The sequence below is a fragment of the Lysobacter brunescens genome, from assembly GCF_042677005.1.
GTDB lineage: Bacteria > Pseudomonadota > Gammaproteobacteria > Xanthomonadales > Xanthomonadaceae > Lysobacter_I > Lysobacter_I brunescens.
On the sequence record NZ_JBHTIF010000001.1, the window covers coordinates 1,857,425 to 1,881,168 of the forward strand.

22 protein-coding genes are annotated in these 23,744 nt (G+C 67.4%); 11 read left to right on the forward strand and 11 right to left on the reverse strand.

Features of this window, described 5'->3' with window-relative positions; genetic code table 11:
- The first annotated feature begins 59 nt into the window (after nt 1–59).
- Nucleotides 60–2,510 carry a S9 family peptidase gene (locus ACFQ0E_RS08140; protein WP_386824085.1) on the forward strand — a complete coding sequence of 817 codons (2,451 nt, stop codon included), beginning with the start codon at nt 60–62 and terminating at the stop codon, nt 2,508–2,510.
- Nucleotides 2,511–2,556: 46 nt separating this feature from the next.
- Here the strand turns inward: ACFQ0E_RS08140 and ACFQ0E_RS08145 are convergent, their stop codons facing one another.
- The gene (locus ACFQ0E_RS08145) at nt 2,557–4,383 is read right to left on the reverse strand and encodes an ABC transporter transmembrane domain-containing protein (protein ID WP_386823158.1); all 1,827 of its coding nucleotides are present in this window, start codon (nt 4,381–4,383) and stop codon (nt 2,557–2,559) included.
- A 113-nt stretch (nt 4,384–4,496) separates the two neighbouring features.
- On the opposite strand from ACFQ0E_RS08145, the gene ACFQ0E_RS08150 reads away from it, so the two are divergent.
- The 6 genes from ACFQ0E_RS08150 (at nt 4,497) to ACFQ0E_RS08175 (ending at nt 8,460) form a co-directional block, all read left to right on the forward strand.
- Nucleotides 4,497–4,889, forward strand: coding sequence for a hypothetical protein (locus tag ACFQ0E_RS08150; protein ID WP_386823159.1), 393 nt, complete (start codon nt 4,497–4,499; stop codon nt 4,887–4,889).
- Between the two features lie 166 nt (nt 4,890–5,055).
- Entirely contained in the window at nt 5,056–5,238 is a 183-nt protein-coding gene (locus ACFQ0E_RS08155) for a hypothetical protein (protein ID WP_386823160.1), read from the forward strand.
- 162 nt (nt 5,239–5,400) lie between these two features.
- Entirely contained in the window at nt 5,401–6,411 is a 1,011-nt protein-coding gene (locus tag ACFQ0E_RS08160; RefSeq protein WP_386823161.1) for an ATP-grasp domain-containing protein, read from the forward strand.
- 4 nt (nt 6,412–6,415) lie between these two features.
- Nucleotides 6,416–7,279 (forward strand): SDH family Clp fold serine proteinase, encoded by an 864-nt coding sequence (locus ACFQ0E_RS08165; protein WP_386823162.1) that lies wholly within the window; start codon nt 6,416–6,418, stop codon nt 7,277–7,279.
- 11 nt (nt 7,280–7,290) lie between these two features.
- Nucleotides 7,291–7,830 carry a MauE/DoxX family redox-associated membrane protein gene (locus tag ACFQ0E_RS08170; protein WP_386823163.1) on the forward strand — a complete coding sequence of 180 codons (540 nt, stop codon included), beginning with the start codon at nt 7,291–7,293 and terminating at the stop codon, nt 7,828–7,830.
- Between the two features lie 63 nt (nt 7,831–7,893).
- Nucleotides 7,894–8,460 (forward strand): hypothetical protein, encoded by a 567-nt coding sequence (locus ACFQ0E_RS08175; RefSeq protein WP_386823164.1) that lies wholly within the window; start codon nt 7,894–7,896, stop codon nt 8,458–8,460.
- A gap of 51 nt (nt 8,461–8,511) precedes the next feature.
- Here the strand turns inward: ACFQ0E_RS08175 and ACFQ0E_RS08180 are convergent, their stop codons facing one another.
- From ACFQ0E_RS08180 to ACFQ0E_RS08210, 7 genes are all read right to left on the reverse strand, one after another.
- The gene (locus ACFQ0E_RS08180; protein ID WP_386823165.1) at nt 8,512–9,687 is read right to left on the reverse strand and encodes a peroxidase, FMP-type; all 1,176 of its coding nucleotides are present in this window, start codon (nt 9,685–9,687) and stop codon (nt 8,512–8,514) included.
- Between the two features lie 361 nt (nt 9,688–10,048).
- The gene (locus ACFQ0E_RS08185; protein WP_386823166.1) at nt 10,049–11,452 is read right to left on the reverse strand and encodes a serine protease; all 1,404 of its coding nucleotides are present in this window, start codon (nt 11,450–11,452) and stop codon (nt 10,049–10,051) included.
- An 81-nt stretch (nt 11,453–11,533) separates the two neighbouring features.
- On the reverse strand, nt 11,534–13,231 hold the full coding sequence (locus ACFQ0E_RS08190) for a serine protease (RefSeq protein ID WP_386823167.1): 1,698 nt from the start codon (nt 13,229–13,231) through the stop codon (nt 11,534–11,536).
- Between the two features lie 303 nt (nt 13,232–13,534).
- A complete protein-coding gene (locus ACFQ0E_RS08195; RefSeq protein WP_386823168.1) occupies nt 13,535–13,960 on the reverse strand; it encodes a hypothetical protein in 426 nt (141 codons plus the stop codon).
- A 106-nt stretch (nt 13,961–14,066) separates the two neighbouring features.
- Nucleotides 14,067–14,681 carry a trimeric intracellular cation channel family protein gene (locus ACFQ0E_RS08200; protein ID WP_386823169.1) on the reverse strand — a complete coding sequence of 205 codons (615 nt, stop codon included), beginning with the start codon at nt 14,679–14,681 and terminating at the stop codon, nt 14,067–14,069.
- Entirely contained in the window at nt 14,681–15,106 is a 426-nt protein-coding gene (locus ACFQ0E_RS08205; RefSeq protein WP_386823170.1) for a hypothetical protein, read from the reverse strand. Before ACFQ0E_RS08205 ends, ACFQ0E_RS08200 begins: the two co-directional genes overlap by 1 nt.
- On the reverse strand, nt 15,103–16,317 hold the full coding sequence (locus tag ACFQ0E_RS08210; RefSeq protein WP_386823171.1) for a citrate synthase family protein: 1,215 nt from the start codon (nt 16,315–16,317) through the stop codon (nt 15,103–15,105). The genes ACFQ0E_RS08205 and ACFQ0E_RS08210 overlap by 4 nt, the downstream gene beginning before the upstream one ends.
- 123 nt (nt 16,318–16,440) lie before the next feature.
- On the opposite strand from ACFQ0E_RS08210, the gene prpB reads away from it, so the two are divergent.
- The 4 genes from prpB to ACFQ0E_RS08230 all read left to right on the forward strand — a co-directional run bounded on the left by prpB (nt 16,441) and on the right by ACFQ0E_RS08230 (nt 19,726).
- Complete coding sequence (gene prpB, locus ACFQ0E_RS08215) at nt 16,441–17,343, forward strand: methylisocitrate lyase (RefSeq protein WP_386823172.1); 903 nt, start codon at nt 16,441–16,443, stop codon at nt 17,341–17,343.
- Between the two features lie 31 nt (nt 17,344–17,374).
- A complete protein-coding gene (prpC, locus tag ACFQ0E_RS08220) occupies nt 17,375–18,532 on the forward strand; it encodes a bifunctional 2-methylcitrate synthase/citrate synthase (protein WP_386823173.1) in 1,158 nt (385 codons plus the stop codon).
- Nucleotides 18,533–18,680: 148 nt separating this feature from the next.
- Nucleotides 18,681–19,142 (forward strand): potassium channel family protein, encoded by a 462-nt coding sequence (locus ACFQ0E_RS08225; RefSeq protein WP_386823174.1) that lies wholly within the window; start codon nt 18,681–18,683, stop codon nt 19,140–19,142.
- Nucleotides 19,143–19,144: 2 nt separating this feature from the next.
- The gene (locus ACFQ0E_RS08230) at nt 19,145–19,726 is read left to right on the forward strand and encodes a hypothetical protein (protein WP_386823175.1); all 582 of its coding nucleotides are present in this window, start codon (nt 19,145–19,147) and stop codon (nt 19,724–19,726) included.
- Between the two features lie 40 nt (nt 19,727–19,766).
- On the opposite strand, the gene ACFQ0E_RS08235 is transcribed toward ACFQ0E_RS08230, so the two are convergent.
- The 3 genes from ACFQ0E_RS08235 to ACFQ0E_RS08245 all read right to left on the reverse strand — a co-directional run bounded on the left by ACFQ0E_RS08235 (nt 19,767) and on the right by ACFQ0E_RS08245 (nt 23,679).
- Nucleotides 19,767–20,381: a glutathione S-transferase family protein gene (locus ACFQ0E_RS08235; protein ID WP_386823176.1), complete on the reverse strand. Its 615-nt coding sequence runs from the start codon at nt 20,379–20,381 to the stop codon at nt 19,767–19,769.
- A gap of 165 nt (nt 20,382–20,546) precedes the next feature.
- Nucleotides 20,547–21,020 (reverse strand): cell wall hydrolase, encoded by a 474-nt coding sequence (locus ACFQ0E_RS08240; RefSeq protein WP_386823177.1) that lies wholly within the window; start codon nt 21,018–21,020, stop codon nt 20,547–20,549.
- Between the two features lie 562 nt (nt 21,021–21,582).
- The gene (locus tag ACFQ0E_RS08245) at nt 21,583–23,679 is read right to left on the reverse strand and encodes an oxidoreductase (protein WP_386823178.1); all 2,097 of its coding nucleotides are present in this window, start codon (nt 23,677–23,679) and stop codon (nt 21,583–21,585) included.
- Nucleotides 23,680–23,744 lie beyond the last annotated feature (65 nt).

A 23,744-nucleotide genomic window follows, 5' to 3' on the forward strand; every position in this document is an offset into this window, starting at 1 on the left:
GCGTGATGCGCAAGTCGTTGCTGTGGGTCTGCGGGGGGCTGCTGCTGAGCGGCCAGGTCATGGCGCTGGAGGGCGGTTACCTGACGCCTCCGGAGCCGCTGCTCAAGGTGATGCGCGCACCGCCGCCGCCAGGCACTTCGCTCGATCCGACCGGGCGCACGCTGCTGCGCGTCGAGACCGATCCCTACCCGGGCATCGAGCGCGTCGCCGAGCCCTACCTCAAGCTCGGTGGCGTGCGCATCGAGCCGCGCACGCATGCGCGCCACGATGTCTCCAGCGGCTACGGCATCCGCACCTGCGTCGCCGGCTACAGCCTCGTCGATGTCGAGACCCGCAAGGCGCGCAAGATCGCTCTGCCGGCGAAGGGCTGCGTCGGTGGCGCGGCGTGGTCGCCGGACGGCAAGCGCTTCGCCTTCGACACTACCGTCGACGACCACGTGCAGCTCTGGGTCGGCGATGTCGACACCGGCAAGGTCCGGCAGATTCCCGGCGTGCGCCTCAACACGATCCTCGGCGACACCCTGCAGTGGGCCGGCGGCAGCGCGCGCCTGCTGGTGAAGGCGTTGCCCGCGAATCTCGGACCGGCGCCGAAGCAGTCGCCGGCCGTGGCCGGGCCGAAGATCAGCGAGGCCATCGCCGGCAAAGGCGAAAGCAGCACCTACGAAGCTCGCGACACGCTCGGCAACGCCTACGACGAGGCATTGTTCGACCACTACGTCACCGCACAGCTGGTCCGCGTCGACCTGCCGTCCGGCAAGGTCGTGCCGCTGGGCAAGCCCGGTCCGATCGCCGAAGTGGGCATGGCGCCCGATGGCGTGCACGCGCTGGTCGAGACCCTGCAGCGCCCGTATTCGTACGTGACCACCTACCAGCGCTTCGCGCGCAGCGTGGACGTGCTGGACATCGACAGCGGCCGCGCGACGAACATCGCGAAGCTGCCGGTCGCAGATCGCGTGCCGGTCCGCGGCGTGCCGGAAGGTCCGCGCGACCATGGCTGGGTCGGCAGCGAGCCCGCCACCCTGGTCTGGCCCGAGGCCCTGGACAAGGGCGACTGGAAGGTCGAAGTCCCGCAGCGCGACAAGCTGATGCGCCTGCGCGCGCCGTTCACCGGCCAGCCGGAGGAGATCGCGCGCACCGCGCAGCGCTTCGCCGGGCTGATGCCGCTGGAGGCCTCCAGCGAGGCGCTGCTGACCGAGTTCGACGCGAACAAACGCTGGGTGCGCATCGCCCGCATGGACCTCGCCGCGCCTGCGACGCCGCCGGTGACGGTGTGGGAATACTCGATGGACGAGCGCTACGGCAATCCGGGCTCGCCGATGTTCAAGGTGTTGCCGAACGGTGGCGTGGTCGTGCGCCGCGACGGCGATGCGGTGTATCTGCGCGGCAGCGGCGCGACGAAGCAGGGCGACCGTCCGTTCCTCGATCGCCATGACCTGAAGACCGGCAGCACGCAACGCCTGTTCCGCAGCGATACCGACGCCTTCGAGCGCGTGATCTCGGTGTCCGACGATGGCCAGCGCCTGCTCACCCTGCGCGAGACGCCGAAGGATCCGCCCAACGTGCACCTGCGCACGCTCGGCGCGCCGGTCGGCGATCTCATGGCTGGCGAAGCGGGTGTCGTATCGACGTCGCAGCAGGTCACCGCCTACGCCGATCCGACGCCGGAAGTGCGCGGCATCCAGCGCCAGCTCGTGACCTACAAGCGCAAGGACGGCGTCGACCTGTCGTTCACGCTCTACCTGCCGCTCGGCTACCAGCCCGGCACGCGCGTCCCGGCCGTTCTGTACGCCTATCCCGCCGACTTCGCCGACCCGAGCAAGGCCGGGCAGGTCACCGGGTCGCAGCAGACCTTCACCCGCTTCCCCGAATACCGCCTGCTGCTGCTCGCCGGCTACGCGATCATCGACAACACCTCGTTCCCGATCGTCGGCGATCCGCGTACCGCGTACGACACCTATCTGCAGCAGCTCGTCGACAACGCGCAGGCGGCGGTCGACAAGGCCGTCGAACTGGGCGTGGTCGATCGCGAGCGCATCGGCGTCACCGGGCACAGTCATGGCGCATTGATGACCGCGAACCTGCTCGCGCATTCCGACCTGTTCCGTGCCGGTGTCGCCAGCAGCGGCGGCTACAACAAGACGCTCACGCCCTTCGGTTTCCAGAACGAGCGCCGCTCTTTGTGGAACGCCAAGCGCGTGTACGAGGAAGCCTCGACCTATTTCTATGCCGACAAGGTCAACGAGCCGCTGCTCATCGTGCACGGCGAGGACGATGCGAATCCGGGCACCGAGCCGGTGCAGTCGCCGAAGCTCTTCCAGGCGATCCGCGGCAATGGCGGCACCGCGCGCCTGGTGATGCTGCCCTTCGAGCCGCACTGGTACACGGCGAAGGAAACCAACGAACACTTCGCCGCCGAAATGCTGATGTGGTTCGATCGCTGGGTGAAGAACGCACCGTCCAGGAGCACGCCGTCGAGCAGCGCGCCGCCGCGCGAGGCGAAGCAGCCCTGATCGACGCTGCGGAATGCCCGGGCGCATGTGCGCGTCCGGGCCGCCCTCATCCGATCGCTTCGGCGCGCTTCCCGGTCGAGGCGATCGTCTCGCCGCCATCGATGAACTGCAGGCGCGCCAGTTCCTCGTAGAGTCCGCCCTGCGCCATCAGGCTCTGGTGGGTGCCTTCCGCGACGATCCGGCCGCGATCCATCACCACGATGCGGTCGGCCTTGAGCACGGTGGCGAGCCGGTGCGCGATCACCAGCGTGGTGCGCCCGCGCATCAGCGATTCCAGTGCCTGCTGCACCGCATGCTCGCTGTGCGCATCGAGCGCGCTGGTCGCTTCGTCGAGCAGCAGGATCGGCGCATCCTTGAGCAGGGCGCGCGCGATCGCGATGCGCTGCTGCTGCCCGCCGGACAGGCGGGTGCCGCGTTCACCGAGGTCGGTGTCCAGCCCCTGCGGCAAGGCTGCGATGAAGTCGTGCGCCTGGGCCGCGCGCACCGCGTCGTCGAGCGCTGCGTCGTCGGCGTCGAGATTGCCGTAGCGGATGTTCTCGCGCGCCGACACCGAGAACAGCGTCGATTGCTGGGGCACGAGCGCCACGGCCGTGCGCAGCTCGGCCGGATCCAGTCGCGCCAGCGGCACGCCGTCGAGGCGGATCGTCCCCCGGTCGGGATCGTGGAAGCGCAGCAGCAGCGAGAACACGGTGCTCTTGCCGGCACCGGACGGGCCGACCAGGGCCACGGTCTCGCCCGGGCGCACGCGCAGGCGGAAATCCGACAGCGCCGGCGTATCGGGTCGCTGCGGGTAGTGGAAGCCGACGCCCTCGAATTCGATCTCGCCGAGGAGCGGGCGGGGCAGGGAGACGGGCTGCGCGGGCGCGCGGACCTCCGGTTGCCGGGCCAGCAGTTCGGTGATGCGGCTCATGCCGCCGGTCGCGCGCTGCAGGTCGTTCATGACATCGGCGAGGCTGGTCGCGGCATTGCCGCCCAGCAACGCGTACATGACGAACTGCGCAAGCGTGCCGGGACTCATGCGTCCGGCCGCGACATCGTGCGCGCCCAGCCAGAGCAGGCAGAGTACGGCGCCGCCGCCCATCACCGCACCCGCGCCGTTGAGTGTCGCCTGCGCCTGGATCCTGCGCCGCGCGGCCGTCATCGCCGCCTCCAGCGCCGTGGCGAAGCGACCATGCTCGTGCGCCTCGCGGACATGCGCCTGCACCGTGCGCACCGCCGACAGGGTCTCGTTGGCCAGCGCGTTGGCATCGGCGATGCGATCCTGCCCCGCGCGGGCGAGGCCGCGCAGGCGTCGTCCGCCGAGCACGCTGGGCAGCACGGCCAGCGGAATCGCGACCAGCGCGAACGATGCCAGACGCGGATTGGTCACGAACAGCATCGCGATCGCGCCGACCACGGTGGTCGCGCCCAGCAGCAGGCCCGAAATCGCGAAGGTGAGCAGGTAGCGCAGGAACTCCACGTCCGAGGTCAGCCGCGACATCAGTTCGCCGCTGCGATTGCCGTCGTGGAACGCCGCGTCCAGGGTGAGCAGGCGCAGGTAGAGGCGTTCGCGCAGGGTCGCGACCACGCGCTCGCCGAGCAGCGACGCGAAGATGTAACGCGCGATGCCGGCGACCGCGAGCAGCAGGGTGATGCCGAGCATGCCGAGGAAGTCGCGATCGATCTGTGCGGCGTCGCCCTTCGCGAAACCGCCATCGATCAATGACGCCATCGCCGTGGGCAGGAGCAGGGTCGCACCGGTCGCCACGGCGAGTGACATCAGCCAGATCGCGAACAGCCACGGGTGTGCGCCGATCAATGGCCAGAGTGCGCGCAGGCTGCCCTTGCCTGCGGGCGCGGCCTCGCGCGCCTCGCGGTTGTCGTCGTGGGTCATCGCATCCGGCGTTGACGATGGAGGCCGGGAGTGTGGCCTGCGCCACCCGCACATGACAAGGCGGCGCGGAAGTGCTGCGACGCAGCATGTGTGATGGCTGTCGGATTCTGCCGGTGGGCACGCGCGCCGATGCCCATCGACCATTCGGCGGACTGTGCGACGGCCTGCTTGCCCAAGCCATGGCCGCGTGCTATCACGGTCCGGCATTGCCGGCGGCGGCAACGGCAAGGATCGCAGCAACGGATTTCCAGGCGCCGCATTCACGACAGCGACATCCTCCTCTCGACACGGAACAAGGAATGATCGTCATGCAGAACAAGAAGTCGTTCGCATTCCAGCTGGCATCGGTGCAGAAGCCCGCCGCCAAAACCGAAGACAAGCAGTGGCAGGTGCGCGACGGTGTCGCCGTGGCTGGCTGCACCGATCCGACGGGCGATGGCGACTATCGCGCCAGCACCGACATCTGGGGCAACTTCCGCGGCCGCGACAAGGGCTACTGGTGCTGATCCACGCGTCGACGCCCTCGTCGTCGACGTCATGATTGTCAGTGGCATGATCACCAGAGGCATGATCGTCAGTGACATGATCGTCAGTGACATGATCGTCTCCGCACTGCGTGCGGGGACACCGCCGCGCCGATGCGCGGTCACTTCCATCCTCAAGGAGCGACAGATGCAAACGCAAGACAAGGCCAAATCCTTCGCGTTCAAGCTGGCGAACGAGACGCAGAAGAAAGACGACAGGAAGCAGGTCTGGCAGGCGCGCGATGGCGTGGCCGTCGCCGGCTGCAGCGGCCCGGACGCACGTGCCGACCGCTATTTCCCGTATGCGCGCGACGCAGGCATCTACTGCTGATCCGGTCGATGCCGTTCGTCCGACGACGAATGTCGACCACAGGCCCCGCATCGCGGGGCCTGTGCGTTTCCGCCGCGCCGCACCGCGATTGCGCAGGCGTGTCCGCCGGCATGAGCGCCCATTGCCGGGACCTTCCCTTGGCGAGATCCGCATCCGTCCTGCATGAACAATGACATTCTGATCGTCACCCACAGTGGCGATCTCCACGCCGATCTCGTCGTCGAGCGCCTGCACGCACGCGGCGCACGCCCCTTCCGCCTCGACCTCGACCAGTTCCCGGCGCAGTACCGGCTCGATATCCGGCAGCGCGATGGCGTGACCGGCGGCATCCTGCATCACCTCCCTTCGCAGCGCGAAACATCGCTGGCGAATATCGGCGCCGTGTGGACACGCAAGTCGGGCGAATTCCGCTTCGTCAGCGGCGAAGAACTCGGTCCCCAGGAGCGCGCCTTCGCGACCGCAGAGACGCATCACATCCTCACCGGCACGCTGTTGAGCCTGGATGCGTACTGGATGAACCATCCGATGGCCTCGCAGTCCGCGATGTGGAAGGGCGAGCAGCTGCGGCGCGCGGCCCGGCTCGGGTTCCGCGTGCCTTCCTCGCTGGCGACCAACGATGCCGATGCCGTGCGACGGTTCCGTGTGGACGCCGGTGGCGACATCATCTTCAAGCCGTTGTCCTCGCCCAGCCTGGGCGCGGACGAAGTCGATCCCGCCGATCGCATCGTCCCCAGTCTCGCCACCACCCTCATCACCGATGCGCACGACGACATGCTCGATTCGGTGCGCGAGATCCCCGGGTTCTTCCAGCAGTACATCGCGAAACGCCATGAGCTGCGGGTCACGGTGATCGACGACCGCGTGTTCGCGGCGCGGATCGAATCCCAGGGCGACGAGCGCACGCGCATCGACTATCGCGATTTCTCCGCCGAAATCGACTACCGCGCCGAACGCCTGCCGGCCGAAGTCGAGCGCATGTGCCACGCGTTCGTCCACGCCTACGGCCTGCGCTTCGGCGCCATCGACCTGATCTGCACGCCCGCTGGCGACTATGTGTTCCTGGAGAACAATCCCGCCGGGCAATTCCTGTTCGTCGAACAACTGGTGCCGGAGCTGCGCATGCTGGACGCGGTGGCCGACTGCCTGATTGACGGCGCGCGACGCAAGGGCTGACACCATGACGGCATTCCCGCAACTGGCGCGGTTCGAAGACACGGAAGGCGCGCGCGCACTGGTCTTCGGCGCCACCCATCTCGACATCGAGCTGCTGCCGGTACTGCACGAGGCGCTGCGCCGTCTCGGCCGCGTGCAGCGCCTCGACGTGATCGCCTACTGCCGTGGCGGCGAGGTCGCCGTTGCGCGGCGCATCGGCCTGCTGCTGCACCGCTTCGCCGACCGCGTGCGCCTGGTCGTGCCGTATCACTGCCAGTCCGCCGGCACGGTGATGGCGCTGGCCGCGCACGAGATCGTGGCCGGGCCGCTGGCGATGTTCTCGCCGATTGATCCGCACCTGACCGGCAGCGATGCCTCGGGCGAGGCGACCGCGATGTCGGCCCTGGACATCCGCATGTTCCCGAAGCTGGCGCAGGACTGGTTCGGCCTGGACGAGGCCACCGCGCGCGAACGCGCTCTGTCCCTGCTGTGCGACAGCATCGCGCCCGCCGCCCTGACCACGTTCTATCGCAGCACCCAGGCCGTGCGCCAGATCGGTGAGGAGCTGCTGGCCCTGCACATGGCGCAGGACGTGCAGCGCAGCGCGATCGTCGATGCCCTGCTGTTCGGCTACCACGCGCACGACTACACGCTGACCGGCGACGACCTGGCTGCGCTCGGCCTCCAGGTGCGCAGCGATCCAGGCCTTGAAGATGCGGCCTGGGAGATCGCGCGCGAACTGCGCACGCGCATGGGCCCGGAAACGCGCAAGACGCATCCGCGCGGCTGGTGCGACGCCCTCATCGCCACCCGCGATGGCGGCATGGTGCGGACGCGCCAGCAGGACATGCTGCCGGGCGACTGGCAGGCCTTCGAGGTCGCGTCGTGATGGTCGAGGCCATGTTCTCCGAACTGTGTCGCTGGCTCGTGCTGCTGGCGCTGCTCGCCGCCGCGGTGGGCAAGAGCCTGCATGTCAGGCGTTTCCGCGAAAGCCTCGAAAGCGGGTTCTCGGCGCTTGGCCGCAGCGGGGCGACGCTGGCGGCCGCTGCGATCCTCATCGGCGAAGGCTCGGCGGGTCTGCTGATGCTCGCTGGCGGCGATGCGTCTCGCATCGGCCTGCTGCTCGCGCTCGTGCTGTTCGTGTCGCTGACGCTGGTGGTCGTCGGCGTGCTCGCGAAGGGCGACTCGGTGCGCTGCAACTGTTTCGGCGCGGGCGAACAGCGACTGTCCGGCTTCGATCTGGCGCGCAACCTGGTGTTCATCGCCGCAGCGTTGGCAGGCCTGCTCGGGCCATCGCTCTCGGGCGGCACCGGTGTGCTTGGTGGATGGCCGTTGCCGGCGACCCTCGCGATCGTCGCGGTCGCGGCGATGCTCCTGCTGCTCAGCCTTCACCTGCGCGATCTCGCCCACTTCATGCAGATCCGCGTCGAAGATCTCTGACGGTTTCGCCGACGCGCATCGAGATACGCCCAAAGCCATGCCCACAGACACGCCATCGTGCCCATGACGCTCGATCCGACGCTGCTCTTGTCGCTGTTCGCCGCCCTGTCGGTGCTGCTCGCGTTCAACCTCTTCCTGACCCTGCGCCTCGCCCGGATGGTGAATGCGCTGGCCCGCGCGCGACTGCCGGACACCGTGCCGATCGGCGAGCCATTGCCGAGGTTCCGTGCGCGTCGGCTCGTGGATGGACGCCGCGTGCGCAGCGATGCGCTGCTCGGCGATGAGGCTGCGGTGCTGGTGTTCGTGAGCCCGGGCTGCAAGGCCTGCCTCGCGCGCCAGCCGGAGCTCGATCGCATGCGGCCCTTGATGGACGAGGCGGGCGTGGCCTTGTGGGTAGTCGCGCAGGGCCGGCCGCAGCGCCTGCGCGATTACTTCGCATCGACGGTGCTGCTGCCTCGCGTTCTGCGCGTGGGCGATCGCGACATGCGACGCCTCAATCCGAAGTATTCCGCGCCGTTCTACATCTTCGTCGGTGCGGACGGGGTGGTGCAGGCCAGTGGTCAGGTCGGCGACGACAACTGGCTGAGCTTCCGCGACCAGATCGGCGACGCGGATCCGCCTGCCGACTGATGCTTCGCCGGGATGCGTGCGTGCATCCCGGCGGCATCGCGAATGGCGGTTTCAGGCCTTCTTGCGCAGCGTGTTGATCTGGATGTGCGGCCAGCGCGTGGTCTGCCCGTTCGAGCCGAACATGAACTCGAAGAAGATGATCTGCTCGTACTGCAGCTGCAGGACTTCGGTGCCGTCCTCCTCGACCACGGTTTCCAGCCACATGTTCATGGTCATTTCGGTCGGTCGTGCGAACTGCGTGACGAAGGGCGTATTGAGGATGCCGCCCTGCGGACCGCCGTCGTGCTTGGTCGTCAGCTGGATCAGCGTGTACCTGCTGATGTTCTGGTCCTTGATGACGTCGCGCAGGCGCAGGTTGGGGCGCACCGAGTACGGGTAATGCGGATCGGCGACGATGCGCTGGAAGTAGGTGAGGTTGCCGTCCGGATCGGTGACCGGCAGCGCCTTGTCGAAAGCCCAGGCCGGCGCCGGCTCGTCGAGGTTCAGCGGTGCGGCGGTCGTGCTCCCGGGCGCGGTCAGGAATGCGGTCGCGCCCATGCTCGGCGAGATCGCCAGCGGCGATGCCGCGAGATTCGGTGCGTTGGCCACCTGCAGCGCGGGCCACGATGCGACGAAGGGATTCGTCCAGCTGTCGGTGCCCGTCGGGAAGGGCGGCTTACCGGCCACGTCCTGCGCGAAGCTGCCCATCAGCATGATCGTGCTGCCGTGCGGAATCGTGCCGCTGCGCGCGATCGGGTAGGGCGGCACGTGGTTCGGACCATTGGCGCCGGCGCCGACCGAAATACCCGGATAGCCGTTGTCCTCGATCACCGACTGCTCGGTCGCCGCGTGGTTGTACATCTGGTCGAACCACAGGTACATCCCGACTTCCTCGTGCAGGCCCACGCCGTCACTGGCGCGCTGGATGCTCTGCCGGTACTCGACCGCGCCCGCGAACTGCTCGTTGGCGCCGCCGCGATTGCGCACGCTGCCTTCCACGGGGGCGAACGTCAGTTCCTCGACGTAGTCCTCGCACAGGAAATGGAAGATGCCGAAGATCGTCTCGGAATTCGTGCCCGGCGACGGCATGCAGGTCGTGTGCAGGCCCAGGTTGACGGCCTGGTTGTTCGGATTGACGTTCACCCAAGTGCCGAACAGCTGTTCGAGGATGCCGTAGTTCGCGGGCTGGTCCAGCACCGCATCGGTGTATTCCGGATACGGCGGCGTCGGGAAGGTGGGAATCTGCATGATCGTGCACTCCTTGCGGGTTGGGGTGGGCGGGCCGTCCTCGGCGGGTGCCGCCGGCATCGCGCCCGGTACGCTCGACGGCACGCAGTCCATGCGCGACGCGGCATCGCCGGTGCTCCCCATGTCGACGCGAAGCGTGCGCGACGACGGCCCTGTCCGCGATGGTACGGAATCGGTCCGGCGTGACGGGATCAGTGCGGGATCAGAATCTGTTGCGACCATCGATTCGCGATGCCCTTTTTGCAACGATTGCAGCGCGGGGATCGCCCTGGTGCGCAGGCGCGACAGACATCGGCGGCTGTGGTGCGTGATGGTCCGGCTGTCTCCGCGACAGCCGGACCGTGCCCGTTTCAGGCGTGCATCATTCGCGCTTCGTGGACAGCGTGGCCACGTACGATCCGCTGGAACCCTGCGTGCCGAACGCGCCGCCGGCGTCCACGTCCCACCAGCCGACCTGGGTGAAGCCCGAGGGCGTGATCGGCGTGGAGCCGTTCGAAGCGAACAGCGCGACATCGGTCAGGCATGCCCCCTGGCCGGTCGCGGCGGGGGTCGTGTACAGGCCCATCATGTATTCCTGCCACTGCCCGTTGAGGTTGCCGACGCCACCGCCCTTGTCCACATCCCACATGCCGCGATAGCTCCAGCTGGGTGCGATGCTGCCGGGCACGGTGCTGCCCGCCGAGCTGTACAGGCCGATGCCGCCGATGCAGGTCGACGACTCCGATGGAAGCTGTCGACGCACGTACAACGCCGACATGAAGCTGCCGGTGGTGCCGAACGTGCCCTGTGCGCCCCCCTTGTCGACATCCCAGTAACCGACCAGCGAATAGCCGGCCGGGCCTGCCGGTGCGGTGCCGCCGTTGGACGCGACCAGCACCACATCGGTGATGACCGTGCCGGTGCTGCCGCCGCCGATCACGCCGTTGATCCAGTCGGTCACGGCCACGGTTTCCGAGTACACGCCGTAATAGTTGGGTCGCGCGCAGCCCAGGCCATAGCTGACCACACCGATGCTGTAGATCGAGCCGTTGTAGGGCGCGACCAAAGGACCGCCGCTGTCGCCCTGGCAGGAGTCCTGACCACCCGTTGCGAGGCCGGCGCAGATCGAGACCGCCGGGTTCAGTCGCAGGCCGGCGGCCGCGGAACTGCCGTTGTAGGACGCAGCGCAGGTCGTATCGGACACCACCGGCACGGTCACTTCGCGGAGGCTGGTCGTGCCGCTGCCGCCTTCCGAGGTCGCGCCCCAGCCCAGCGTGGTCACCGGATCGCCCGGCTTCGCAACTGCCTGCATGACGGCGGCATCGGGCAGCCGTGCGCGGATGAGGTTGGCCGGGAACGTGCCGTTGATGCGGATCAGCGCGAAGTCGTTGGTGTAGCTGCCTGCAGTGGCATTCACGCTGTAGTTCGGATGCTGGATGTACTGCGCGACCGAATAGGCCGTCTGGCTGCCGGTGTTGTTGGAGCCCGCCCACACCGTGCTCTGGGGGCCGCAATGCGCGGCGGTCAGCACCCAGTTGTCGGCGATGATGGTGCCGCCGCATCCGGACGTGCGCACCGTGAACGAGCGGTCACCCACGGCGGGGATGCCGCCGACGATGCGTCCATTGCGTTGCTTGCCGAATGCCTGGCTGGTCTTCCACGTTCCGGCGGTGCGATCGACGCGGGGTTTCGGCCCGGCGGCCATCGCGACGGATGCCGCTGCCAGCAGGGCGATCGCCACGGTGCCGGCGGCGAGGTGAAGGTGCTTCTTGCAATCCTGTGTCATTCCTGAAATCTCCTTTTCGGAATTCCTGATGCGTCTATGGAGTGGGCCATGCGAGAACGATATGCGCGTCCTGCTGCGTGATCAGTACCCTCGGACGCCGATCGCGTATCCATGGATCGACGCGGCACTGGCTTCGATGTGGTCCTTCGAAGCCACGCTGCAGGCGGTCTGCGTACCACCGAGGATGGTCGGCTGGATACGCCACAGCAGGTTGCCGTAGCCGCTCCAGTTCACGAAGGCGCCGCAACCAGACAGCGCGAAGCCGGCCGGCACACTGGCGGTGGTTGATGGATGCCCGGCGATACCGGACAGGGCGGAGCCCACCTGCGACGTGAAGCTGCCGATGCCGGCGATGTCCGAGCGCAGGCCGATGGCGTACGCGACGGTGGTGGCTGGCGACGACTGGATGTGGTCCTTCGAGCGTGCACGCCAGCCGTTGCTGCCCGACGGCGCGGATGCTGTGGCGAGGTTGCCCGCGCCGCTCCAGTTGACCTTGAAACCGCCGCCGACCAGCGAGAAGCCGGCGGGCACGGTGGCAGTGACGTCCGGATGCACTGCGAATACGCTGGTCGCTGTGCTCACTGCGAGGTGGCTACGCAGCTGGTTGGCGGTCAGGCCGGCGATCTTCAGGCCGATCGCCCAGCCGCGCACCGCGACCGGATCCGCCTTGATGTGATCCTTGGTGGACACCAGCCACGCCGACAGACTTGCGTTGGGATAGGACGCGGTCAGCAGGTTGCCTTCGGGCGCGTTCTTGCCCACGCCGCCGCCGCCGATCACCACGTAGTCGGCAGGCACGGCGATCGCGAAATCGGCGTTGTGGCCCTGGGCCACGTTCGAAGTGCGCTCGAACACCGCGATCGTCACCTTGCCGCTGACGTCGGTCTGCTCGAACAGCTTGGTGCTGCCATCGCCACCACCGCCTCCGATGTGCCCCTGGATCCAGCCGATGACGGCCACGGTTTCCGAGTACACGCCGTAATAGTTCGGTCGCGCGCAGCCCAGGCCATAGCTGACCACACCGATGCTGTAGATCGAGTCGTTGTAGGGCGCGACCAAAGGACCGCCGCTGTCGCCCTGGCAGGAGTCCTGACCACCCGTTGCGAGGCCGGCGCAGATCGAGACCGCCGGGTTCAGTCGCAGGCCGGCGGCCGCGGAACTGCCGTTGTAGGACGCAGCGCAGGTCGTATCGGACACCACCGGCACGGTCACTTCGCGGAGGCTGGTCGTGCCGCTGCCGCCTTCCGAGGTCGCGCCCCAGCCCAGCGTGGTCACCGGATCGCCCGGCTTCGCAACTGCCTGCATGACGGCGGCATCGGGCAGCCGTGCGCGGATGAGGTTGGCCGGGAACGTGCCGTTGATGCGGATCAGCGCGAAGTCGTTGGTGTAGCTGCCTGCAGTGGCATTCACGCTGTAGTTCGGATGCTGGATGTACTGCGCGACCGAATAGGCCGTCTGGCTGCCGGTGTTGTTGGAGCCCGCCCACACCGTGCTCTGGGGGCCGCAATGCGCGGCGGTCAGCACCCAGTTGTCGGCGATGATGGTGCCGCCGCATCCGGACGTGCGCACCGTGAACGAGCGGTCACCCACGGCGGGGATGCCGCCGACGATGCGTCCATTGCGTTGCTTGCCGAATGCCTGGCTGGTCTTCCACGTTCCGGCGGTGCGATCGACGCGGGGTTTCGGCCCGGCGGCCATCGCGACGGATGCCGCTGCCAGCAGGGCGATCGCCACGGTGCCGGCGGCGAGGTGAAGGTGCTTCTTGCAATCCTGTGTCATTCCTGAAATCTCCTTTTCGGAATTCTTGATGGGCATGAAGGATGGGCCGTGCGTCGGCGCCGTATGCATTGCGCTCTGGACGGAATCGATGCGCCGTGGCGCCTGCGACCCGGACGGATTGTATGCGCGGCAGGTGACCGGTCAATGCATTCGCAAGGCGAAATCACGCGCTGCTTTGCAGCGATTGGCGCAATGCCGCATGGCAGCGATGATCGATGATCGTCAGGTGAATGAGATCGCTGCGATCTGCTTTCGATACCTGTCGGAAATGACAGGTGCGTGCACGAGGTGCGTGGCTGCCGATCACTGGTCCGTCTGGCGAGTCGCCTTGTGGCGCGCTGACCATGCATCCCAATAGGCGGTCGCTGCTGCATCCAGCTGCGACAGCGTGATCGTTTCGCCGGAGTCCAGCGACAGCGCGGCGGTGTCGTAGCGCAATGTGAGCGTGCCTTCTGCGCAGTGCACCTCGATCGGATTGCTCGGCTCGCAATCCACGATCCAAGGCCTCAACGCGGCGATGTCCGAGAAATCCGATATTCCCGGTTGGTCATGCGGCGTGAAGGTGAGCTGCGAACAATCCGACAGATGCACGACGAATCCCGTGCCTGCGCCCGGGAAACCCTTGCGCAGATAACCAATGCGCACATGCACGGAAACATCGCCCGGCAGCGTGCCTTCGATGCGCTCGATCTTGCCGTCGTGAAGCAGGTTCCAGAGCGTGGGATCCATGGATTGTTCACTCCTGTCCTTCCGGAAGACGGCAAGCGTGGCGTACGTACACGAACGTCCAATCCTGGTGCGGCGTAACAGGGCATGCCATGTCTGGAGCCATGGTTCAACTCCCCCGATGCGCCGGCAGGCTCAGCTTCCAGCGGATCGCGGCGCCGCGCAATGCGAACCCCGCGACGACGCCCATCGCTGCAGGCCAGGGTGAGGCGAAGCCGGCGCTCGCCAGGCCGACGTACAGCGCGGAGGCGACGAGCGCGGCGGTCACGTACAGCTCGTGGCGCATCAGGATGGAGGGCACGCCGACCGTGATGTCGCGGATGACCCCGCCGATGCAGGCGGTGATGACACCGGCGGCGACGGCGGACACCGGCGACACGCCGAAGCTCAGCGCCTTGCTCGCGCCATACACGGCATACGCCGCCAGCCCGGCGGCGTCGAACCATTCCAGCGCGCGTTCCGGCCACCAGCGCAGCGGCACGAGCCAGGCCGCGATCGCGACGGCCACGCACAGGAGGATCGGTGTCGGGTCCTGCATCCAGAACACCGGTGCGTCGATGAGGATGTCGCGCAGCGTGCCGCCGCCGACGGCGGTGACGATGGCGAAGAAGCATGCGCCGACGAAATCGACGCGCTTGCGTACCGCCACGAGCACGCCGGAGACCGCGAAGACGGCGAGTCCGGCGATGTCGAGCCAGGGCAGAAGAAGTCCGAATTCATGCATCAGATGGCCTCGCTCGCTTCGCGTACAAGTTTCAATGCCTCAAACGCAAGATATCCATCGGACATGCCCACGCCCGGGACATGCTGACTCACGGATGTGGATGTCGTCACGTCCTCGATGCGCGTGAATTCGATCCGCCCGGAACCGTCGAGCGGCCGAGCGCCATAGGTCTCATCCGCGGCAAAGCGGATGAAGCGCCCGTCTGCGGTCAGCCAGAGGCCGGAGTGAGCCCAGCACCCCTGGTCCGGGACCGACTTCAATTCGACCAGGACGCCGTCATGCGAGTCCAGCGCGTACGTGGCAAGCAGTGCGCGCAGCCATTCGTATCGCTCGGGATGGCGCGAAAACGCCTGCGCAGTCTCCAGCATGGCTTCCAGTCGACTATTGGCCTGCTGCTGCACGTTCTGCTGTCGGCGCCTGCTCATGTATCAGCCCCCGGCTCCACCCCCGTATATCTCGCCCTCGGCCGGATCAGTTTCCCTTCCGCCTGCTGCTCCAGCGCATGCGCGAGCCAACCGGCGAGGCGGCCTGCGGCGAACATCACCAGTGCGGGTGTCGCGGGCAATGCATTCGCGTGGCAGATCGCGGCGAGCATGAAGTCGATGTTGGGATGCTGGCCGCTGACATCCTCGGTCGCGGTGATCAATGCGTCGAGTTCGCGCAGTGCGGGCTCGCCTGCGTGCCGCATGCGCAGGCGGGCGAGCAGTTCGGCGGCGCGTGGGTCGCCGTGCGGATACAGCGCGTGGCCGAAGCCGGGTAGATCGTCGCCGCGCTGCAGGCGTTCCTCGATGAACTCGCGCGGCGATGCGGAGGCGCCTGCGTCGGCAATGAGCGCATACGCGCGTGCGGTGGCGCCGCCGTGGCGAGGACCTGAGAGCGCGGCGAGACCGGCGCAGACGGTCGCGTGCAGGTGCGCGCCGGTGGACGCGACCACGCGCGCGGCGAACGCGGAGACGTTGAGTTCGTGGTCGGCGCACAGCACGAGCGCGGCGCGGACCAGATCGGCGAAGTCGTCGTCGTCGGGCTTCCACACGTCGGCGAGCAGCGCATGCACCGGCCCGTCCGGTGGCGCGCGGCCGACCAGCAGCGCGGCGGTCTGGCGGAGCAGGGCGGCGGCGATCTCGTGGCGCGCGCGCGTGGTCGAATTCAGCGCACCGCGTGCGCCCAGCGCCAGCAGGGGGATCGCGGCCATCGCGCGTTCCAGCGGCGGCAGCGTGGCGTCGGCGGCGAGCCCGGCCACGTGGGCGGGCCAGGCGCCGCCCAGAAGCGCGGCGAAGGGATCGTGCTTCCCACAGTCCCACAGCAGCCGGGCGGCGTCCTCCAGCGTCGCGCCGACGCGCACGGCGGCAATGGCGGAACGCCCCCGGTAGTACGGCCCGTCGGGGCGGATCAGCGAGATCCGTGTCTCCAGCACCGGCAGGCCCCGGTCCAGGCTGTGCGCGGCCGCCGCCGCCGCGCTGCGGCCTACCTGCTTGCGCTGCGCCAGGCGCTCCACATCGAGCCGGGCGTACAGCCGGGTGCGATGGTCGGGGCCCGGTCGGGATTCGATCAGGCCCCGGCTGACGTAGGCATAGAGCGTGGCCTGGCTGATGCCGAGCAGGGCGCAGGTCTCGCGGGCGGTGAGGAGGTCGGCCATGGCGACAGATTGATCGATTCAATCAAGATTGATCAACCCCGGGCTTGGTGCGAGATTGGCGCCCCCGATGGCCGCAGCCGTCGATTCCGGCGGGATGGCCCGCTGGTGTTTCAGGAGGATTCCATGTCCATCGCTTCCCCCGGCGCCGCTCGCTCTTCAGGTGCGATGTTTCGGGCCGCCCTCGCCGAAGAAAGCCCCCTGCAGGTGATCGGCGCCATCAACGCCAACCACGCCCTGCTTGCGAAGCGTGCAGGCTACCGCGCCATCTACCTGTCGGGCGGCGGCGTCGCCGCCGGCTCGCTCGGCCTGCCCGACCTCGGCATCAACACGCTCGAAGACGTGCTGATCGACGTGCGCCGCATCACCGATGTCTGCGACCTGCCGCTGCTGGTCGACATCGACACCGGCTTCGGCCCCAGCGCCTTCAACATCGAGCGCACGATCAAATCGCTGATCAAGGCCGGCGCCGCCGCCTGCCACATCGAGGACCAGGTCGGCGCCAAGCGCTGCGGCCATCGTCCGGGCAAGGAGATCGTGTCGCAGGGTGAGATGGTCGACCGCGTGAAGGCCGCCGCCGACGCGAAGACCGATCCGGACTTCTTCCTGATCGCGCGCACCGACGCGATCCAGGTCGACGGCGTCGATGCGGCGATCGAACGCGCCATCGCCTGCGTCGAGGCCGGCGCCGACGGCATCTTCGCCGAGGCCGCCTACGACCTCGACACCTACCGCCGCTTCGTCGACGCGGTGAAGGTGCCGGTGCTCGCCAACATCACCGAATTCGGCAAGACCCCGCTGTTCAGCCGCGACGAACTGGCCTCGGCCGGTGTCGCCATCCAGCTGTTCCCGCTGTCCGCGTTCCGCGCGATGAACAAGGCCGCCGAGAACGTGTACGCCAGCATTCGTCGCGACGGCCACCAGAAGGCCGTGGTCGACACGATGCAGACGCGCGAGGAACTCTACGACCGCATCGGCTACCACGCGTTCGAAGGCAAGCTCGACGCGCTGTTCGCCGCGAAGAAATGACGCAGAAGACACGAGACGAAAGGACAGGACCATGAGCGACAACGCCAACCAAGTGCTTCCCAAGGCCAAGAAATCCGTCGCGCTGAGCGGCACCGCAGCGGGCAACACCGCGCTGTGCACCGTCGGCCGCAGCGGCAACGACCTGCATTACCGCGGCTACGACATCCACGACCTCGCCACGCAGTCGACCTTCGAGGAAGTCGCGCACCTGCTGGTGCACGGCAGCCTGCCGACCGCCTCGCAGCTGAAGGCCTACCGCACCAAGCTCAAGCGCCTGCGCGGCCTGCCCGCGCTGGTCCAGGAAGCGCTGGAACTGGTGCCCGCGAACGCGCATCCGATGGACGTGATGCGCACCGGCTGCTCGGTCCTCGGCACCGTGCTGCCCGAGCGCGAAGGCCATCCGGCCAGCGAAGCGCGCGACATCGCCGACAAGCTGATCGCCAGCTTCGGCTCCATGCTGCTGTACTGGTGGCATTTCACCCGCAACGGCCGCCGCATCGATGTCGAGACCGACGACGATTCGGTCGCCGCGCACTTCCTGCACCTGCTGCACGGCGAACCGCCGAGCGCGCTGCACGCCGATTCGCTGGACAAGTCGCTGATCCTGTACGCGGAGCACGAGTTCAACGCATCGACGTTCACCGCGCGCGTCATCGCCGGCACCGGCTCGGACATGCATTCGTGCATCACCGGCGCGATCGGCGCACTGCGCGGTCCGAAGCATGGCGGCGCCAATGAAGTCGCGATGGACATCATCAGCCGCTACGGCAGCGCCGATCAGGCGGAAGCCGACATTCGTGCTCGCATGGAGCGCAAGGAAATCATCATCGGCTTCGGTCACCCGGTGTACACCATCGGCGATCCGCGCAACCCGATCATCAAGGAACTCTCGCGCAAGCTCTGCAAGGACGGTGGCAACAACACGCTGTTCGACGTCAGCGAGCGCATCGAGACGCTGATGATGGACACCAAGAAGATGTTCCCGAACCTCGACTGGTACAGCGCCTCGGCCTATCACATGATGGGCATCCCGACGCCGATGTTCACCCCGCTGTTCGTCATCGCGCGCACCACCGGCTGGAGCGCGCACGTGATCGAGCAGCGCGAGGACGGCAAGATCATCCGCCCGAGCGCGAACTACACCGGTCCGGAAGATCGCGAATACGTCGCGATCGACAAGCGCGGCTGATCGCGACAAGCGGTCCTGCGACACCCCATCGGGGCGCCTTCGGGCGCCCCGATGCATTTCGATCGCGCATTCCGGTGAGCATTCCTCTCTGGCCTGGGGTATCGTGCGCCGGTCGAACTCACGCCATATCGCAATGGATACTTCCTGGTTGATCCCGTCCGAACAATGGATGGAGCACGTGCTCGTCGCGCTCGTGGCCATCGGCGTCACCGCGCTCGTCGTGGTCCTGCACTACGAAGGCCTGCACTGGCTGGCGAAGCATTTCTCCGGTCGCGCGCCGACCCGCAGTCGCGCGGTGATGCTGCGCATCATGTTCGCGCTGCTGGCGCTGCACATCGTCGAGATCTGGTGCTACGGCGTGGCCTACTGGGTCCTGCTGCAGATTCCCGACACCGGTTTCGTCCACGGCGAGCACGGGCTGGACAACCTGTTCGACGCGATCTATCTCTCCGCGACGACCTATTCCACGCTCGGTTTCGGCGATCTCGCACCCGTCGGCGCCATCCGCCTCGTTGCCGGCATCGAGTCGCTGACCGGTCTCCTGCTCGTGACCTGGTCGGCCTCGTTCACCTATCTGGAAATGTCGCGATACTGGCGACGGGAGAGTTGAGCATGCCTCAGGAAATCTACGTCAGCACCGATGTCGAGACCGATGGTCCGATTCCCGGGCCGCATTCGATGCTCAGCCTCGGTTCCGCTGCGTACACCGCTGACAAGCAGTTGATTGCGACCTTTTCGGTCAATCTTGCCGAGCTCCCCGGCGCTTCGCCGGACCCGGCCACGGCGGCGTGGTGGAGAACGCAGCCGGAAGCCTGGGCTGCATGTCGACAAGGGGTAGAAAGCCCGGAAGTGGCACTGCCGAGATATCGTGACTGGTTGCGGCAACTTCCCGGAAAGCCGGTCTTCGTGGCTTATCCCGTCGGATTCGACTTCATGTTCGTGCACTGGTATCTGGTGCGTTTTGCGGGGGAGGATCCTTTCGGCCACTCGGCGCTGGACATGAAGACGCTTGCGATGACCCTCCTCGGCTGCGGCTATCGAGATGCGACGAAGCGAAACATGCCTGCAGGATGGTTTGATCCTCTGCCGCATACGCATGTCGCGCTTGACGATGCGATCGAGCAAGGAGCACTGTTTTGCAACATGCTGGCCGAACTGCGACGTCTTGCTCCGCTGCGTCGCTTCAAAGACTGAAGGCCTTGCTTCGGAAAGCGAAGGCCTTCGTCTGAAGTGATTACGCCAAGCCCTCTTCCTTCAGCACCTTCTGCACCGCCGGATCGGCTTCCACGCGCGCAGCGAACGCGGCGAGGTGGTCGAGGCCGGAAAGATCGACGCCCGTGCCGCGCGCCCAGCGATACGTGACGTAGAGATACGGATCGGCGATGGAACGCGTGTCGCCGGCGATCCAGTCGCGCGACTTCAGCTGTTCGTCGGCGCGCTCGTAGAGCTTGCGCACCTTCGCGCGCGCGGCGTCCTTGCTCTTGTCGATCAGCGCAGGGTCTTCGAGATAGGCGGTGCTGCCGAAGATCGGATGGAAGGCCGGGTGCACGTCGGAATTGGCGAACGCCAGCCACTTGTTCACTTCGGCGCGGCCTTTGGCGCTGCCGTCGCCGCCGAGGCCGGCTTCGGGATGCAGGTCGGCGAGATAGTTGAGGATCGCCGCGTTCTGGGTGAGCACCCATCCATCGTGTTCGAGCGCGGGCACGGCGCCGGCGGGATTGATCGCGAGGAATTCCGGCTTCTGGCGGTCTTCGCGCGTCACACGCACGGCTTCGTACGGCTTGCCGATCCATTCGAGCACGATGTGATCGGCGAGCGAGCATGCGCCGGGCGAGTAGTACAGTTTCATCAGCGACTCCGTTCCTGGTTGGGAGAGTGAGCCGCGATCATGGTGGGCGCATGCACACCGCTCAATCGCGGCCGGTGGAACGCAGTGTCGTCGCGCGGAAAAAACGAAGGCCGCACGAGGCGGCCCTGGAATGTTGCGGTGATGCAGGTGCGAGGCCTGCGCGACTCAGCCGCGCGCGGGCTTGCGTTCCTTCGGCTTGAGCGACTGCACCTTGAGGAAGGTGTGATCGCCGATCGTGGCGACCTGGTAGGCGTTGCGCCAGCTCGGCTGCGCGATCGACAGCGCGGCGAAGTGGCTTGCGCCGGGGACGATCTCCTTGCGCTCGCCATCGGGCAGCGCCCAGTTGCGCTCCGATTCGAGAGCGATGGTGACCGCCTGCGACCAGGCTTCGGCATTGCCCAGTCGCGTGCCGGGCGAGACCAGCGTCGGCGCGAACTGCTTGCGTGCGGTGACGACCTCGCACATCGAGTCGCCCCACAGGCCGCTGTCCTCGCGACGGAGGGCGACCTCGGCGACGGCCTGCTGGCCGCGGACCGGCTGGTTGCGGGCTTCGAGGTAGAGGGTGGTGCTGAGACACAGCGAGTCGGCGGCCTGGGGCGGCAACACCGACGCGATCCAGAGGATCCATGCGAGTTTCATTGAGACTCCTTGCTCCGTTGCTTCGGGCCGTACGGGGGCGCTGTCGCATGGCAAAGGCCTGACAGGGCTTCGTGATCGGCGGGACGAGTTGGCGTACTGGGGAGGGCGAGCGACTCTGTGGTCGCTTGGCGTCTGCCGGGCGCTCTCTGCGGAGCACTGTCACCGGAATCAGACCCTTGCCCGAACGTGGACCGGGAACAGGGGCTTCACCTCTTCGGGTGGAGCATCGCCTGCCGCGATCTCGCGCTGGTCCCGCACTGGCCAGGGCGGGAAAGCGGGCGCATCGTAGCCGGCGAAACATAATGCCAGCTGAATGCAAAATCAGAACTTCATGATTTGACTGGAGTTTTTGTTCAGAAGGCCACGTAAGCCCCTGTTCTCGCAGGCGTATCAGCCCGTGCTGAGTCATGCCATAGGCGCTGCGGTGCAGCAGCCGAAGCCGCGATCCGGGTCACGGAATGCGCGGATTTCGGGGTCGAAACGGCCCGTGGAACATGATTTTCATGTTCCACGAGGCGAAGGGACCTGTTTTCGTGTCGATCGCGAGCTGCGGATGCGGCAGTTACAGCGATGCCGCCAGCCGGCTGCCCTGGTCGATCGCGCGCTTGGCGTCGAGTTCGGCGGCGATGTCCGCACCACCGATCAGATGCGCATGCACGCCCTGCGCCTTCAGCGCCTCGTGCAGATCGCGTCGCGGTTCCTGCCCGGCGCAGACCACCACGTGGTCGACCGGCAGCGTCTGTTCCTGACCATCGACGCGGATGCGGAAGCCGGTGTCGTCCACGCCCAGGTATTCGACGCCGCCGAGCATCGTCACCTGCTTCGCTTTCAGCGTTGCGCGATGGATCCAGCCGGTGGTCTTGCCCAGTTTCGCGCCGGGCTTGCCGGGACTGCGCTGCAGCAGCCAGACCTCGCGCGCGGGCGCCTCGGGTTCGGGCTTGCGCAGGCCGCCGGGCGAGGAGAAGGTCGGGTCCACGCCCCATTCTGCCATCCAGCGCTGCGGATCGAGCGCGGGCGTGGCGTGCGTGTCGTCGACCGAGGTCGGCGCCACGTCGAGCACGCCGGCATCGACCAATGGGTGGTGCACCAGCCATTCGGCGACGTCGAAGCCGATGCCGCCGGCGCCGACGATCGCCACCTTCGCGCCCGGCTTCACCCGGCCGCCGAGTACGTCGAGATAGCCGACGACCCTGGCGTGGTCCGAGCCCGGGAAGCGCACCGTGCGCGGCACGATGCCGGTGGCCAGCACGACCTCGTCGAAGCCTTTCAGCGATTCCGCGTCGGCGGTGGTCGACAGCCGTACCTCGACCCCGGTGTCGCGCAGCTTGTGCTCGAAGTAGCGGAGGGTTTCGTGGAACTCCTCCTTGCCCGGGATCGTCTTGGCGATGTTGAACTGGCCGCCGATGCGGTGGCTGGCGTCGAACAGGGTCACGCGGTGGCCGCGTTCGGCCGCCACCGTGGCACAGGCCAGGCCGGCCGGGCCGGCACCGACCACCGCGATGCGCTTCGGCGTCGCGGCACGCTTATAGATGAGTTCGGTTTCGGCGCAGGCGCGCGGGTTGACCAGGCAGCTCGCCTTCTTCTGCTCGAACACGTGGTCCAGGCAGGCCTGGTTGCAGGCGATGCACGTATTGATGCGGTCGGCGCGGCCGGCGCGGGCCTTGTTCGGCCACTCCGGGTCGGCCAGCAGCGGGCGCGCCATCGACACCAGGTCGGCGCCGCCCGAGGCGAGGATGCCTTCGGCCACGTCCGGCATGTTGATGCGGTTGGTCGCGACCAGCGGTAGTTTCACTTCCGGGCGCAGCTTCGCGGTAACACCGGCGAAGGCCGCGCGCGGCACCGAGGTGGCGATCGTCGGCACCCGCGCCTCGTGCCAGCCGATGCCGGTATTCAATATGGTGGCGCCGGCGGCTTCGATCGCCTTGGCTTGCGTCACGATCTCGTCCCAGGACGAGCCGTCCGGCACCAGTTCGAGCATCGACAGCCGGTACACGATGATGAAGTCCGGCCCGCAGGCCTCGCGCACCCGGCGCACGATCTCGGTCGCGAAACGCATCCGCTTCTCGAGCGTGCCGCCCCAGCAGTCGTTGCGGCGGTTGGTGCGCGCGCTCAGGAACTGATTGATGAGGTAACCCTCGGAACCCATGATCTCGACGCCGTCGTAGCCGCCGTCGCGGGCCAGCTTCGCGGCGCTGGCATAGGCCGAAATCGTGCGTTCGACGCCGAAGCCGGTCAGCGCGCGCGGCGTGAACGGGTTGATCGGCGACTTGATCCGCGACGGCGCCACCTGCAGGGGGTGGTAGGCATAGCGCCCAGCATGCAGCAGCTGCAGGCAGATCTTCGCGCCATGGGCATGCACGGCGCCGGTGACCTGGCGATGCTTGCGCGCCTCCCAGGGCCAGCTGAGCTTGCTGCCGAACGGCGCCAGCCAGCCCATCATGTTCGGCGAGAACCCGCCGGTGACGATCAGGCCCACGCCGCCCGCCGCGCGCTCGGCGAAATAGGCCGCCAGCTTGGGGAAGTCGCTTGCCCGATCCTCCAGTCCCGTGTGCATCGATCCCATCAACACCCGGTTGCGCAGGGTGGTGAAGCCCAGGTCGAGTGGCGAGAACAAATGGGGATAGGCAGGAGCGGGCTCGGCGGATGCGATGGCGGCCATGGGTCAATACGTTAGCGTATGGAGTGGGGAGGGTGCCGGGAATGCACGGCGGATTCAAGCATGGC

Excerpts from the sequence above, each read along its gene's own strand:
- ACFQ0E_RS08230 (WP_386823175.1), top strand. The coding sequence starts at position 19,145 with ATGCCTCAGGAAATCTACGTCAGCACCGATGTCGAGACCGATGGTCCG.
- ACFQ0E_RS08180 (WP_386823165.1), bottom strand. The coding sequence starts at position 9,687 with ATGCAGATTCCCACCTTCCCGACGCCGCCGTATCCGGAATACACCGAT.
- ACFQ0E_RS08155 (WP_386823160.1), top strand. The coding sequence starts at position 5,056 with ATGCAAACGCAAGACAAGGCCAAATCCTTCGCGTTCAAGCTGGCGAAC.
- ACFQ0E_RS08175 (WP_386823164.1), top strand. The coding sequence starts at position 7,894 with ATGACGCTCGATCCGACGCTGCTCTTGTCGCTGTTCGCCGCCCTGTCG.
- prpB (WP_386823172.1), top strand. The coding sequence starts at position 16,441 with ATGTCCATCGCTTCCCCCGGCGCCGCTCGCTCTTCAGGTGCGATGTTT.
- ACFQ0E_RS08170 (WP_386823163.1), top strand. The coding sequence starts at position 7,291 with ATGTTCTCCGAACTGTGTCGCTGGCTCGTGCTGCTGGCGCTGCTCGCC.
- ACFQ0E_RS08165 (WP_386823162.1), top strand. The coding sequence starts at position 6,416 with ATGACGGCATTCCCGCAACTGGCGCGGTTCGAAGACACGGAAGGCGCG.
- ACFQ0E_RS08190 (WP_386823167.1), bottom strand. The coding sequence starts at position 13,231 with ATGACACAGGATTGCAAGAAGCACCTTCACCTCGCCGCCGGCACCGTG.
- ACFQ0E_RS08145 (WP_386823158.1), bottom strand. The coding sequence starts at position 4,383 with ATGACCCACGACGACAACCGCGAGGCGCGCGAGGCCGCGCCCGCAGGC.
- ACFQ0E_RS08140 (WP_386824085.1), top strand. The coding sequence starts at position 60 with ATGGCGCTGGAGGGCGGTTACCTGACGCCTCCGGAGCCGCTGCTCAAG.
- ACFQ0E_RS08205 (WP_386823170.1), bottom strand. The coding sequence starts at position 15,106 with ATGAGCAGGCGCCGACAGCAGAACGTGCAGCAGCAGGCCAATAGTCGA.
- ACFQ0E_RS08240 (WP_386823177.1), bottom strand. The coding sequence starts at position 21,020 with ATGAAACTCGCATGGATCCTCTGGATCGCGTCGGTGTTGCCGCCCCAG.
- ACFQ0E_RS08235 (WP_386823176.1), bottom strand. The coding sequence starts at position 20,381 with ATGAAACTGTACTACTCGCCCGGCGCATGCTCGCTCGCCGATCACATC.
- ACFQ0E_RS08210 (WP_386823171.1), bottom strand. The coding sequence starts at position 16,317 with ATGGCCGACCTCCTCACCGCCCGCGAGACCTGCGCCCTGCTCGGCATC.
- ACFQ0E_RS08195 (WP_386823168.1), bottom strand. The coding sequence starts at position 13,960 with ATGGATCCCACGCTCTGGAACCTGCTTCACGACGGCAAGATCGAGCGC.
- ACFQ0E_RS08200 (WP_386823169.1), bottom strand. The coding sequence starts at position 14,681 with ATGCATGAATTCGGACTTCTTCTGCCCTGGCTCGACATCGCCGGACTC.
- ACFQ0E_RS08245 (WP_386823178.1), bottom strand. The coding sequence starts at position 23,679 with ATGGCCGCCATCGCATCCGCCGAGCCCGCTCCTGCCTATCCCCATTTG.
- ACFQ0E_RS08185 (WP_386823166.1), bottom strand. The coding sequence starts at position 11,452 with ATGACACAGGATTGCAAGAAGCACCTTCACCTCGCCGCCGGCACCGTG.
- prpC (WP_386823173.1), top strand. The coding sequence starts at position 17,375 with ATGAGCGACAACGCCAACCAAGTGCTTCCCAAGGCCAAGAAATCCGTC.
- ACFQ0E_RS08160 (WP_386823161.1), top strand. The coding sequence starts at position 5,401 with ATGAACAATGACATTCTGATCGTCACCCACAGTGGCGATCTCCACGCC.